The sequence below is a fragment of the Alteromonas sp. ASW11-130 genome (assembly GCF_026183735.1).
Classification (GTDB): domain Bacteria; phylum Pseudomonadota; class Gammaproteobacteria; order Enterobacterales; family Alteromonadaceae; genus Alteromonas.
Map to the genome: position 1 here is coordinate 19832 of NZ_JAPFRE010000018.1, position 13368 is coordinate 33199.

Here is a 13368-nt window from a genome sequence, read left to right on the forward strand (position 1 = left end):
ATGAACCGTATCTTTTGTTTGCTATTACTATTATCGGCAGCGTACTGTTCTGCTGATAATAGTATATTGCTCGAAAAAGCGGACAGAATTAAAAGCCAACAACCCCAACAATTCAAACAACTCCTTTCTGAGCTAGAACGTAACGCCCATGATTTAACCACTTACGAAGCAAATTACTTCAAGCTATTAAAAGCGTATCGCACTATTTATGCGGGCGAACCTGCACAAGCAATACAGTATGCGAAGGAAGTGTATAAGTCCGCGGTGGATGAGGATTTAAAACTTAGGGCATTAACGGTTGCTGTTAACTTGTATGGCATAGTACGAAATTACATTGATGGTTATAACTACGCACAGCAATTAATAGAACTGATTCCTAATGGAAGTAAAGCAAGTCAGGTTAATGCATATGCTGGTTTAGCCACTTTTTATAATCAGTTAGGGGATTATGAATCGGGGTTACACGCTGCCAGTTGGTTACTGGGCAATGCAGTTAATCCTCATACCGTGTGTGTTGCTCATCAAGTTAAAGTTGAGTCTGAATATTATTTGAACCGTGAAATTACACCAGCGACTGCAGACTACGCAGTTAACTACTGTAAAGAAGCAAAGGAATATCTGGTTGCTTTAATTAGTCTAGTTATAAAGGCGAAGCTCTATTTCAAGCATAATGAAGTGGATGAAGCTATTTCTCTGCTTGAAAGTAACCAAGAAATATACGTAAAAGCGAATTATCCGGTGGCACAAGCTGATTATCGCGCTCAGTTAGCTAACTTTTATTTAATTAAAAATCAGTGGCAAAAAGCTAAACACAATGCAGAAGAAGCTATTGTATTATCCAGTGGTGCGGGTATGTACAAACCGCGGATACTAGCGTTTGAGGTGCTTTATAAGTACTTTGAAAGAGTTGGCAATATTACGCAAGCGCATCACTATTACAAAATTTTTTCCGAAGCTCAAAAAGCACTACTTGATGAAACTAAAATACGCCAACTTGCTATTCAGCAGACGAAATTCGAAGCTCAGAAAAAGGCTAATCAAATCGCCTTGTTAAATAAAGAAAACTCTTTGCTCAAAACCCAGGCTGAATTGGCACAAAAAGAGATCGATAATAGCCGCCTTCTCATAGCAACCTTTGCTTTGTTAGCTAGCATTGTTATGGTATGGATGTTATTCAATCGTAGAATGCAAATGCAACTAAAAACCCAGGCGCAAACTGATAAACTAACTGGCATCGCAAACCGTCACCACTTCACCCAAGTAGCCGAAAAAGCGTTGAGTTATCACGAAAAGACGCAGCAACATCTTTCCGTAGTTGTCTTTGATTTAGACCTGTTTAAAAGCGTTAATGATGCACATGGTCATGTGATAGGGGACTGGGCGCTGAAAGCGGTGGTAGACGTCGTTAAAAGGGTATGTCGGAATCAAGATGTGATTGGTCGTTTAGGTGGTGAAGAGTTTGCAATACTACTTCCAGGTTGTGCGGCAAGAAAGGCACAGTCAATCACTGAAAGTTGCCGCAGTGCTATCGCGGCAATTGATACTTCGGAAAGTGGTGAAAACTTTAAGGTCACCGCGAGTTTCGGTGTAGCCGATACTAAACTTTGCGGATATAAATTTCAGAGCTTATATGGTTGTGCAGACAAAGCTATGTATCGTAGCAAAGATGAAGGAAGAAACCGCGTGTACGTTTATGACGGATATCCTGCTGAACCCTTCACCCTTGACGAAAAGTTTAGTTAGTTAACGCTTGTGCTGCGGCTACTTTAGTGGGGCTTATTTCTTCGCTTGGATAACACCCAAGTACCTTTATATAGCGCGTTATTTTTCTTAACGCTTCTATTCCAGATTGCAATGGTCCGTCGTTTAGGTTGCCCTCTACGTCAATATAAAACATTTCTTCCCAAGGATTACCAGGTATAGGACGGGATTCTAGCTTTGTCATATTGATAGCGTTATCTTTTAATACCAATAGTGCTTCGACTAATGCGCCAGGCTTTTGTACAGTGGACATGACGAAAGTCGTTTTAGCCGGGACCTGGAGCGGTACCTTAACCGCATTTCGGGCCACCACAATAAAGCGGCTATGATTTTCTTTTTGATTAGCTAAGTGAGATTTAATCGCAGTCAGACCATATAAGTTTCCGCCTGCCTCGCTACCAATCGCGGCCACGTCATTTCGGTGGAGTTCGCTCACGGTAAGCATGGCGGAAGAGGTACTATCCATGGTTTTCACCTCTACGTTTCCAAGCTCTGCAAGAAAATGACTGCACTGGGTGAACACCTGGGGATGTGCGTAAAGCGTCTTTATTTGGCTAATCTGTGTATTCTCCGTAACGAGGAGAGCGTGACGTATAGGATGAGTCAACTCACCAATTATGCTTAACTGAGTATGTTGTAATTGGTCATAAACTTCGTTAATACTGCCTGATGTGGTATTTTCGATTGGGAGGACAGCGTAATCAGCCTCTGCATGTTCGACCTTAGTGACGATTTCACTAAAGCTTTGACAACCAATTTCAAGCAATTCGCCTGGGCGACGGGAAAAATATTTTTGTGTGGCTAAATAACTATATGAGCCTTTGTCACCCAAAAAAGCAACCCGGTTAAGTGGCAAAGCGCTACCTGGGTTCGCCCTTTCAGCCAGCATAGCTTGTTGGTTTAATACTGAATCTTCGATGATGACGTGAAAGAGTTGAGTTACATAGTGCGCATCTAATCCTGCTTGTTTTCCCGCTTTAATTAAGCGCACGAGTAGCTGTTCTTCTCGGCGGACGTCACGCACCGGTATATGGTGTTTGATTTTAGTTTCAGCGACGTCATTAGTTAGGGATCTACGTTGGGCTAACAAATCAATCAGGCGCTGATCAATATCGGTAATTTTCTCTCTTAACGCATCTAAAGCTGGCTCAGACATTGTTGAGGTTCCGGGTTATACGAGCGTGCTGGGTTTTTCTTTTCAATTTTACAGCGAGTCGTCGCTCATTTGGACAAGACAGAAACTTTGAAGTGTAGAAATCTACATAAATAGTTTTTGCGCCATACAAATGTGCGACAAACGCCACACTCAAGGTGATCAAATTTCAAGCAGTAACGTTAAGCACGTTCTAATTAAAGTTAAAAAAAAACCTCCCAGTGGGAGGTTTTATAAACATGCTTCAACCTCCCTCAGATGGCGGGGATAAAACCAAAGATAAAAGCTGAAGCATGAAGGTATTCTGTTTTCATTTTTTTACTTTATGTTGCTGCTATTAAGCTGTCAATCACTAAAAATATATATCTTATTCAAGCCTACACTACTCGCTTAAGAGAGCTGCAAGCATAGCTCTAACTTCGGTGGGTTCGAACGGCTTATCGCATAACGCATTTACGCCAGTTTGCTGAATGTTCGCCATATGTGCACTGTCGGCTGCTTCAGACGTGACCATGATAATAGGAATATGAGTGGTATCTGGATTAAAGCGAATAAATTCAGATAACTCTCTGCCGTCCATCTCAGGCATGTTGTAGTCGGTTACAACCAAATCAAATTGTTCATCTTTAATGAAAGTCAGCGCCATGGCACCATTTTCTGCTTCACGAATCTTTTTAAGGCCCATCCCTTCCAGAACGCGGCGAATATGATTTCGAGCTAACTTACTATCGTCAACCAATAGTACGCGCACTTCCTGTACATCAAACAATTCCAATTCGAGTTCATCGTGATTAATTAAATCTAAGCTGGCGTTTAGGGCGCGTGAAAGATGTAGAGGTTCAAAAGGTTTCGGTAAAATAGCCGCCACGCCAGCCTGCTTAAACTCTTCAAGTTTGCTTAGCCTGTTTTCACTTGAAACCAGCATGAAAGGGGTGGCACTGTGTTCATCTGACTCTTTAATAAACTTTAGCAGTTCTAACGCAGTACCATCTTCAAAGTACATCGCACTGACAACCAAGTCAGCGCCGTGAGATTTTACCGCCGCACGTGCCTCTGCTAGCGTACTAACAGGGTCTATTTCTTTTACTTTTTCTTTCAATAACAGTGTTGTAATAATTTTGCGTTGGGTATCGGAAGGCTCTACCAACACAATGTGTAAGTCAGATATTGACAACTTTTCCATCGATTTCACTCATATATTTTTGACAGGTTTATAACACTAGGTTTTTACTCTGCCTGAAAATTCAACATTTACTATAACTTAACCGCCTGCTAGTTTTACGGTAAAACCTTGGGCCTGTAAAAGAGTTTGTAATTTAGCACGATCATCTGTCTGAACCTCAATGGTGCCATCTTTTATTGCACCGCCACAACCACATTTTTTCTTTAATTCAGAGCATAAACTTTTTAATTTTTTCGCATCCATGTCTAAGCCGTGGATAACGGATACACCTTTACCTTTGCGCCCCTTTGTCTCACGATGAATACGCACAACGCCATCTTTTGAGGTAGAGCGAGTGTTAGCGGGGGCATCATCATGTATGCGGCCGCTTTCTGTACTATATACCAATTTGGAATTTTGCATGAAATGACTTTTTAACTAATGATTCTGAACTACTATAGTAAAAGAACAATGCTTAGATGTTAATAAAAGAACGGATTTAGCCTTTTGGAGAACTATATGGCAATAAAAGCAAACTGGGAAAATGCAAACAAAGCGCTCATCATAAAAATGGATGAAAAATTTGATTACAGCAAAGTACAAGAATTTCGGCATGTCTACACCGAACTATCTGAACCGCCGAAAGAGATTAGGATAGACCTAGCCGATACGCAATATATGGATAGTTCAGCGCTTGGTATGTTACTTAATATGCAGAAGCATTTTTGTGATAAAGATAAAACTGTTAACTACAAGATTATAAACAGCCGACCTCAGGTAGCTCGCATTTTAAAAATATCCCGCTTCGATAAAAAATTTGATATCAGCTGAATTTAGTCGCTAAAGCCAGGATAACCGATGCGTATTTTAATAGTTGATGATGAGTCACTTAATCGCTTTTTACTTCAGCATATGCTGGAAGATGAAGGCTATAAAGATTGTATTGAAGCGAAAGATGGTGAGGAGGCGCTGAAATTAGCAGAAAAACACAAACCTGACTTAGTTTTATTAGATGTGATGATGCCAGGGATAAGTGGATTCGAGGTCGCTCCCATACTTAAGAAATTGTATAAAGGAAGTTACCTGCCGATAATTTTTATTACCGCATTAGATGATCGCGAAAGCTTAATCAAATGTTTAGAGGTAGGCGGAGATGATTTTGTTTCTAAACCTTTTGATAAGTTAATATTAGCTGCGAAGATACGTGCTCACGCCCGCACGCGTCTACTAAGTAAAAAGGTAGATAAACAAAATCAGGAGTTATTGGGCTTTCAGCGCAAGGTCGATCGAGAACACACCATTGTTGAGCATATTTTTTCTAATGCCATTGTAAATAATGAATCTGTCGTTAAGTTTTTCGATTTTAAAGTATCGCCTGCCGCTACATTTAATGGGGATTTATTTCTTTGCGAAGCGAGTCCAGGAGGAGGGCTTTATTATCTCGTAGGGGATTTTACGGGCCACGGACTCGCATCTGCAATAGGCGCTTTACCTGTTACCCGTTCATTTCAAGCCATGGCAGTAAAAGGGCTGTCGATAGGTGAAATGGCGTTTACGCTAAACAGTATGTTATTACAGCTGCTACCACCGGATATGTTTTTTGCCGCCGTCATCGTGGAAGTGGATGTGTCCGGCAAACGGTTAACCATTTGGAATGGGGGGATGCCCCAGATGCTGCTTAAAAGTAAAGAGGGGGAGTTGATCAGAAAATTTCTCTCAAAACACATGGCGCTCGGCATCCTTGACGAATCGGAATTTGATAGCGAGTGCGAAGTATTCGATACTGAACACGGCGATCAACTGTTTGCGTGTACCGACGGTTTAATGGAAATCACCAATAAAGACGGAAAAATGCTGGACGAGGAAGGGGTCGAGAAGTGGTATTTTGCATCTCCTCACGTCACAGCAGAGCATCTTTATCAGCAAGCTCGCGCTTACCTTGGCGAAGCTGAGCCTCACGATGATATGACCATTGCTATTTATCGTTCCACCCCGTTACATGACCTAAAAGAGAACATCCAAATTAGCGCCACCCCATTCGAGATTTCACTAAAACTTTCAAGCGAAGCGCTGAAAAACGAACAGGCTTTAGAATCAATAATGAATATGATCAATAGTCAGCAAGGCTTGAACTGGATACGCTCAGATTTGTTTACGGTGCTAACAGAGATGTTTAATAATTCACTGGAACATGGCTTGTTGCATTTAGATTCGCGGGTGAAACGGTCGCCAGAAGGCTTTATAACTTACTACGAACAACGAGAAAAAAGGCTATCGGCATTGGAAAATGGGTTCATACATATAACCCTTATATATTCGCCAGCGCAGAAAATGTTGACGATCGTGATGAAGGATTCAGGAGCAGGTTTTGATATTGAAAAAGTGAATAATCCTGATTTAACCAGCAGTTCAGGGCGTGGGGTCCTGCTTATGCGAGAGCTTTGTGAAACTATTGAATATAGCGAAGGGGGTACAAAAGCTACTGCAACAATGAAAGTTTAGCTTTGTAAACTAAGTTTACAATTAGCGTGGCGTCGCCAAGCTATTTTGATATAGTGTGGCGGCTTCTTTTGTACTATATAGAGAATAGCTATGTTAAAAGCCGTGCTGGACTTGTTTAAACAGTCAAATGACCAAAAAGAAGAATCGCTTTCTGTAGAGCTTGCCACTGCGGCACTTCTTAGCGAAATTATTCGCGCAGATCGCGAAACTGACGAGCGAGAACTTAACGCATATAAAGCCATCCTTGATAAGCAATTTTCACTTACTGACGAAGCCCGACAATCGCTGGTCGTAGAAGGGCGCGAAACCGCGGAAGAAGCAGTAGATTTAGTTCAGTTTACCCAGGCAATTAACCAGCAATGTGATAATGAAAAAAAGCAGGCCATTCTAAAGGGATTGTGGCAGGTCGCTTATGCAGATAATAATATTGCACCAATTGAAGAACACATTATACGCCGAATAGCAGATTTATTGCATATTCCTCACAGTCAGTTTATCAAGGCCAAGCTGTCGGTTACCGGAGAATGAAACCACGTCCCATTGGGCGTTATTACACTGAAAAAATGGAACAGGTGCAGTACAGTGTTTAAACCAATGAAAACTTCCCTGATGGCTATCATCGTAGGGGCGGTGATATTGTCGACGTCAATTGTACTTTGGTTGACACAGGAAGAGCATGAGGAACTTTTTCTATCTTCCATAAAGGGGCATTTTTCATCACTAGCGCGAAACTTACGCTCAGAACTTCAACCCTTTATGGAAACTCGGCCAATGAATTTTGCCGAGATGGAAGAAGAGCTAAGTAGTTTAGTTGCTTATGAAGCTATTGAGTACGCGTCAATATATGACGATGACTACAATGAGCTTGTATTTTTTCAGGGGGCACGATACGACTCGCAAAAAACATTTCCCCTTTTGGAAGCTTCAAAACCCTGGGAGTTAGGAAGTACGCAGATTGATGGCCATATGGTGACATTTGAACGCATCGGGCCGCAAAACTTTCCTATAGGGTATCTTGTTTTAGTTAACGATATAACCCAACCCATTGTGCGCAGCAAACGTTCTCTGTTGTGGCAATCCCTACCATTGATTATCGTGGCCCTAGTGTCCATTTTACTGGTAAGTTTTCTATTGATTAATCGTTTGCTCCGGCCTCTCTATACCTTATCCAAATTTACTCAGGAGGTTAGTGAAAGTAAAGACTACGCGCTACGCTATGAAGCTTCTCACCATAACGAATTTGGTAAACTTGGCGACAATATCAATAGCCTAATGGATACCATCGAAGTTGAGCTGACCATTAATCATGAGCAAAATCAGACGCTGATAGAACAACAGCAAACGATGACGCGTTTGGCTAATTTTGACAGTTTAACCGGCTTACCGAATCGTCAGTTCGTAATGGATAATCTTCGTCTTGAATTGGCGCGGGCCAGAAGAGCTGATGAAGATTTGGTTCTAATGTTTTTTGATCTAGATGGCTTTAAGGGCATTAATGATTCTCTGGGCCATGAAACAGGTGATTTAATTCTCATCGAAGTAGCTTCCAGGGTAACCACCCTGCTACGAGAGGGAGACTTAGTTGCGCGGTTAGGTGGGGATGAATTTATTATTCTACCTGATCGTGATACCAGCGATGCCAGTGTAAGAAATATGGCTAATCGTGTAATTTCAGCATTTTCAGAGCCATTTCAATTACGCGGATTATCGCTCACCGTCGGCGTAAGCATTGGAATTGCCCGTGCCACGGATGCCGGCTATGAGTTGAGTCAATTAATGAGTAATGCCGACTTGGCGATGTACCGCTCAAAAGCCAATGGCCGGGGAACTTACACTATTTTTACTCTTGATATGGTGGATTCGCATAAACGCAAACTGTCTATTGCTAACAGTATCGACCAATCAATAAAACACGACGAATTTATTGTGTATTACCAGCCTAAGGTAGATAAGCATGGGCTTATTATCGCGTTTGAAGCGCTCATTCGTTGGCAACATCCCGAATTCGGCATGATTATGCCAAGTGAATTTATACCCATCGCCGAACGCGGCGGGAAAATCACGTCCATAACGAAATGGATGATTGAGCAAGTTGCCAAAGAAATGCCGACTATTCAATCACTCTTAAAACGACGTTTTCGTGTATCGGTCAATTTATCTGGGCACGATCTGCGTCATAGCGGGCTGTTTGACATGATTCACGATATCTTTGATCGTCATATGGTAAATCCTGAATACATCGAATTCGAAGTGACTGAATCAGCTTATCTGGAAAACTTTGCTTTATCTAATAAGTTCTTTCGTCGAGTAGGGAATATGGGCTGTGCCATCTCTCTTGATGATTTTGGCACTGGCTATTCTTCGTTAAGTTATCTCACGCAAATCAGCATTGATACGCTTAAGATTGATCGACAATTTATCAGAGAGCTTGAAACCTCTGAAAGAAGTCGATTAGTTACTGGTACCATTATTGACTTAGCCAAGCGTTTATCGCTTACTATTTGTGCAGAAGGTATCGAAAACCACAACCAATGGGACTATTTACTTGAACATGGTTGCGATCATGTGCAAGGCTATTTGTTTAGCGAACCCGTGCCATTAGATAGCTTACCGTTTCTACCAACAAGGTTTCATCGACGAGCACTGAAATCAGAATAATCTATATAGTCAACTCATGTGTCTCCAGAAAGTGACAGGTGAAAATGTTTTACCGCAACATTTCACCTTAACACTTTGTTTTTATTCATTTTATTATGTTTGGCCTGGTTCTAGCTTAGTATTCCAACAATCATTAGTTATTTCTCGTTGAAGTGTGGGAGGCTGGAGCCGTCAATGAAACGCATAGAAAGAATATTTTTGTTAATTATTACCGCAATCGCGCTACAGACAACATTAGTGGCAAACGCGCAAGCAGATTTACTCACCAAATTAGATATGGATCAAGATGGGGTAATTTCACTAAAGGAAGCGGTAAGTAATACGGACTTACTTAGACAATTTGGAAGGATAGATACCAACGAAGATGGCAAGTTAAGTCCTGAAGAATTAAAGGCCAGTGGTAAAATAACTGTAATTCCTGTGAACAAAAAAATAATACAATAAATTTTGCGAAAACGTTTGCCACTAAACGAACCAATTTAGCTTGTTTTACGTTATTTAAAGCAAAAATTATTTTGTTTATGGAAATAATAATCTGTGCAGGGATCCGCACGAAATTGTGAACTATGCTTGACTTAGTACCGAAGCGATACGATTCTCAGGGAGCAGAGTTAAAACGTGCAAATAAATATAATAAAAAGTAGTGTGAAAATTTAGTGAGACTAGGATCTTTAAGGCAACTTACATTAGGCAGTTTCGTACTGGCATTGGTTCCGTTAATCGCATTGCTTTGGCAAAGTCAAAACGATTTAGCTAAAGTCGGCAGGATGACGACAATTGAGACACGCTACGTCGTTAATGTGGTAGGTTTAATGCAACAACTTGATGCGGCCGCGATCGATTTGGAACGCAGTATCAGACAATTTGTTGTGTTAGAAAGCAATGCGGTGGCCGATTTAACTGACAACGCTATGTTACAGTTCATCGAAGCGAAAAACGCGTTGTGCAAAGCCCTTGAAGAAAGCAAAACTTGCGTGCGCCTTGACCATCATATCTCTCAGTTAAAAGCATTTCGAAGTATCGATGACCAATTCTTATTGAATACCTATTTGGCCTCGCTAAACAGCAGTGTAGCAAGTATGCGCGGCGATGTAGATTCAGCCATTCAGCAGCGTCTTGCTATTCAAAAAGATGACTTGAACACTATGCAGGCGAAACAGGCGTGGTCTACTGCTATGCTGGTTAGTGTATCGTTATTGCTGATTCTTTTGGGGAGCCAACTTATTGTCAACCCGGTTAAAAAACTGAAACAAATTATTCGTATATTAGCCCAGCAGGAAGGCGAGTTACCGCCATTGTCTACCCATGCCCCAAGAGAGTTGATTGGAGTTGAGCGGGACCTTCACTGGCTGGCTGAACGCCTGCAACAATTAGAGCATATTCGAACCGCACTCCTGCGTCATGCTTCCCACGAATTAAAAACGCCATTGGCGAGTATCAAAGAAGGATGTAGTCTATTGTCTGATAACGTTGTGGGCGAGCTTAATCCACAGCAGGTGGAAGTACTTGGGCTGCTTGCGTCGAGTACTCAGCGATTAAACCAATTGGTTGAAAAATTACTTGACTATAATTTGTTATTGCAACAAGCGCAGCCGACATTCGCCCAGGTGGATGTTAGCCGATTACTTAAAGAGTGCCTCGAAGACTATGCATTAGCTTTGCAGGACAGAGAAGTTACTGTAGATATGCAAGTGGAAACCATTCTGATTGATGAAGAACTTTATCGACGGATACTCGACAACTTAATATCGAATGCGGTTGCCCACGGGGCAGTTGGCCGGCCAATTAATGTTAGTATTTACATGAAACGTGATAAAGCTGTTTTAGATGTGGCTAACCGAGGGAAGCGTATACCGGCTGAATCGGTAGACAGGCTATTTGAACCCTTTACCAGAGGAGAGGACCCTCGTAATGACAACGTGATAGGCACAGGTCTTGGGCTATCAATCGTCTCTGATTGCGCGCGCTTAATGCATGGTGATGTAACCGTTGTAGATGTTGATTATGCTGATGTTTGCTTTCGGGTAACCATCCCGCAAAAGGAAATGGTGTAATGAGAATAATATGGTGTTTATGTGTGGTGCTGTTGGCAGGGTGCAAATTGCTTCCTTCGCCACCTATTGAAAACGAAAAACAAATACCGTCTGACGTGGTTGAAGTCATCCAAAGTGAACCTATTGATACATCAGAGATATGTTTGGTTGAAGAAAACGTTGCGACGTTTGAGCATCAGTGTGATTTAGCTTATTGGGCATCGTTATGGATTAAAGCCAGTGAAATGTCCTGGCCAAAACGTAAAGACTCTATCAACGCGCTGGGTAATTCAATTGGCGATAAGCTGGCAAAGATTATTTTTACGCTGCCAGCCAGCACGCCTTATCAGGACCGACTTCGCGCTTCGCATTGGCTAAAGGAAATTCAGCCAAAGCTGTCCCCCGATTTTGCCAGATTAGTGAAACCCATCGTGCAAGCCCCTAACGAACAGCTATTAGAATACGAATCGGCTATTACCTTGTTAAGCAGAGTAAATACTCAGCAAAGTCAAAGTATAGAGAATTTGCAGAAAGAATTAGAAGCGCAACGAAAAAAGGTAGAAGAGTTGTTACAAATAGAAGCTTCATTAATGGATAAGAACAGGAGTAGCCAGCAGTGAGCGATACGACCAAAGCAAATCCGCAATTATTACTAGTTGACGATGATAAAAGTCTTTTGCGTTTGCTGACCATCCGCCTTGAAGGGGAAGGGTATAGCGTCACCGCAGTAGAAGATGGCCAAAGTGCATTAAGGAAATTGCGTAGCGATGATTTTGATGTCGTATTAAGTGATCTGCGCATGCCGGGGTTGGACGGCTTAAGCTTATTTGAAGAAGTCATGGGAATTCGTAAAGATATCCCCGTTATTTTAATGACCGCTCACGGAACGATCGCTGATGCAGTGGCCGCCACCCAGCGCGGTGTGTTTGGCTTCTTGCCTAAACCTGTCGATCATGATGAATTGCGCAAACTATTGCAAAAGGCATTAAGTCAATCCCTGGCGTCTCAACCTAAAGATTGGTGTAAGGATATCATCACACGTTCGCCAGAAATGACGAACGTGCTTGATCAGGCCTACCGTATTGCCCAACGTGAAGTCAGTGTGTTAATCAGTGGGGCCAGCGGGACGGGTAAGGAATTATTAGCGAACGCTATCCATCGCGCCAGTAATCGTCGTAATATGCCATTTGTAGCGATTAACTGTGGTGCTTTACCTGAAAATTTGCTCGAATCAGAACTGTTCGGCCATGCGAAAGGGGCCTTTACAGGTGCGGTTCAAGCCAATGCAGGCTTATTCAGAGAAGCCGATGGTGGTACACTATTTTTAGATGAAATAGGCGATATGCCAATGACGCTTCAGGTCAAATTGCTTCGGGCGCTTCAGGAGCGTCAAATCCGCCCGGTTGGTAGCAGTAAACATGTCGATATCGACGTAAGGGTTATCTCTGCTACCCACAAAGATCTGCATAAAGAGATGGAAGAAGGCACCTTCCGCGAGGATTTGTATTATCGTTTGAACGTAGTGAACCTTAAGCTTCCCTCATTGAAAGAACGCAGTGAAGATATCCCATTATTGGCAAGAGCACTATTGCAGCAAAGCGCACAACGACACGGTGTGAACGTTAATCAGTTTTCCGATGACGCTATGCAGTTAATGGTAAAATCGGATTGGCCGGGCAATGTCCGTCAGCTGGTTAATGTGGTCGAACAGTGCGTTGCGCTAACGCAAACACCGGGTGTACCCTTGCACTTAGTAGAACAAGCCTTGTCTGCGACAAAGCAAAGCTGGCCAACATTAACTGAAGCCCGCGATGCATTCGAACAGAAGTACTTGTACAAGCTGCTTAAAATGACAGATGGTAACGTTACGCGTGCCGCAGAGCTTGCAGGAAGAAACCGTACGGATATGCACAAATTAATGAAAAAGCATGAATTGGATGCCGGGGATTTTCGTTAACTCTTATTTTAAACCGCCTTCATCGTCGAAGGCGGTTTGTCTTCTACTCGAATTTACCCCATCTCGATAAATCCCATTGGGCTTTAGCCCGCCTTTTGTTTATACTATGCGGCCTTAAAAATGCCTGAGTTTACTAGGCATT

General features: G+C 42.2%; 12 protein-coding genes. 9 read left to right on the top strand and 3 right to left on the bottom strand.

Going from position 1 to position 13368, the window contains the following annotated elements:
* The gene (locus tag OPS28_RS06530) at positions 1-1743 is read left to right on the top strand and encodes a tetratricopeptide repeat-containing diguanylate cyclase (protein ID WP_265608655.1); all 1743 of its coding nucleotides are present in this window, start codon (positions 1-3) and stop codon (positions 1741-1743) included.
* Here OPS28_RS06530 and pheA read toward each other — a convergent pair.
* The 3 genes from pheA to yciH all read right to left on the bottom strand — a co-directional run bounded on the left by pheA (position 1736) and on the right by yciH (position 4499).
* Positions 1736-2917, bottom strand: a complete 1182-nt coding sequence (gene pheA / locus OPS28_RS06535; protein WP_265608656.1) for a prephenate dehydratase — start codon at positions 2915-2917, stop codon at positions 1736-1738. The genes OPS28_RS06530 and pheA overlap by 8 nt on opposite strands.
* A gap of 379 nt (positions 2918-3296) precedes the next feature.
* The gene (locus OPS28_RS06540) at positions 3297-4097 is read right to left on the bottom strand and encodes a response regulator (protein WP_265608657.1); all 801 of its coding nucleotides are present in this window, start codon (positions 4095-4097) and stop codon (positions 3297-3299) included.
* Between the two features lie 78 nt (positions 4098-4175).
* A complete protein-coding gene (gene yciH / locus OPS28_RS06545) occupies positions 4176-4499 on the bottom strand; it encodes a stress response translation initiation inhibitor YciH (RefSeq protein WP_265608658.1) in 324 nt (107 codons plus the stop codon).
* A 96-nt stretch (positions 4500-4595) separates the two neighbouring features.
* On the opposite strand from yciH, the gene OPS28_RS06550 reads away from it, so the two are divergent.
* The 8 genes from OPS28_RS06550 to OPS28_RS06585 all read left to right on the top strand — a co-directional run bounded on the left by OPS28_RS06550 (position 4596) and on the right by OPS28_RS06585 (position 13226).
* On the top strand, positions 4596-4907 hold the full coding sequence (locus OPS28_RS06550; protein ID WP_265608659.1) for an STAS domain-containing protein: 312 nt from the start codon (positions 4596-4598) through the stop codon (positions 4905-4907).
* Positions 4908-4934: 27 nt separating this feature from the next.
* On the top strand, positions 4935-6578 hold the full coding sequence (locus OPS28_RS06555) for a fused response regulator/phosphatase (RefSeq protein WP_265608660.1): 1644 nt from the start codon (positions 4935-4937) through the stop codon (positions 6576-6578).
* 90 nt (positions 6579-6668) lie between these two features.
* Positions 6669-7106: a tellurite resistance TerB family protein gene (locus OPS28_RS06560; RefSeq protein WP_265608661.1), complete on the top strand. Its 438-nt coding sequence runs from the start codon at positions 6669-6671 to the stop codon at positions 7104-7106.
* A 54-nt stretch (positions 7107-7160) separates the two neighbouring features.
* Entirely contained in the window at positions 7161-9236 is a 2076-nt protein-coding gene (locus OPS28_RS06565) for a putative bifunctional diguanylate cyclase/phosphodiesterase (protein WP_265608662.1), read from the top strand.
* Positions 9237-9410: 174 nt separating this feature from the next.
* Entirely contained in the window at positions 9411-9680 is a 270-nt protein-coding gene (locus OPS28_RS06570; protein WP_265608663.1) for a calcium-binding protein, read from the top strand.
* Between the two features lie 212 nt (positions 9681-9892).
* Positions 9893-11290, top strand: a complete 1398-nt coding sequence (locus OPS28_RS06575) for a sensor histidine kinase (protein WP_265608664.1) — start codon at positions 9893-9895, stop codon at positions 11288-11290.
* Positions 11290-11889 (top strand): hypothetical protein, encoded by a 600-nt coding sequence (locus OPS28_RS06580; RefSeq protein WP_265608665.1) that lies wholly within the window; start codon positions 11290-11292, stop codon positions 11887-11889. The genes OPS28_RS06575 and OPS28_RS06580 overlap by 1 nt, the downstream gene beginning before the upstream one ends.
* Complete coding sequence (locus OPS28_RS06585) at positions 11886-13226, top strand: sigma 54-interacting transcriptional regulator (RefSeq protein WP_265608666.1); 1341 nt, start codon at positions 11886-11888, stop codon at positions 13224-13226. Before OPS28_RS06580 ends, OPS28_RS06585 begins: the two co-directional genes overlap by 4 nt.
* Positions 13227-13368 lie beyond the last annotated feature (142 nt).

What these genes read in the sequence shown, in the direction of transcription:
- OPS28_RS06530 (WP_265608655.1), top strand. Translation starts at nt 1, where the DNA reads ATGAACCGTATCTTTTGTTTGCTATTACTATTATCGGCAGCGTACTGT.
- pheA (WP_265608656.1), bottom strand. Translation starts at nt 2,917, where the DNA reads ATGTCTGAGCCAGCTTTAGATGCGTTAAGAGAGAAAATTACCGATATT.
- OPS28_RS06540 (WP_265608657.1), bottom strand. Translation starts at nt 4,097, where the DNA reads ATGGAAAAGTTGTCAATATCTGACTTACACATTGTGTTGGTAGAGCCT.
- yciH (WP_265608658.1), bottom strand. Translation starts at nt 4,499, where the DNA reads ATGCAAAATTCCAAATTGGTATATAGTACAGAAAGCGGCCGCATACAT.
- OPS28_RS06550 (WP_265608659.1), top strand. Translation starts at nt 4,596, where the DNA reads ATGGCAATAAAAGCAAACTGGGAAAATGCAAACAAAGCGCTCATCATA.
- OPS28_RS06555 (WP_265608660.1), top strand. Translation starts at nt 4,935, where the DNA reads ATGCGTATTTTAATAGTTGATGATGAGTCACTTAATCGCTTTTTACTT.
- OPS28_RS06560 (WP_265608661.1), top strand. Translation starts at nt 6,669, where the DNA reads ATGTTAAAAGCCGTGCTGGACTTGTTTAAACAGTCAAATGACCAAAAA.
- OPS28_RS06570 (WP_265608663.1), top strand. Translation starts at nt 9,411, where the DNA reads ATGAAACGCATAGAAAGAATATTTTTGTTAATTATTACCGCAATCGCG.
- OPS28_RS06580 (WP_265608665.1), top strand. Translation starts at nt 11,290, where the DNA reads ATGAGAATAATATGGTGTTTATGTGTGGTGCTGTTGGCAGGGTGCAAA.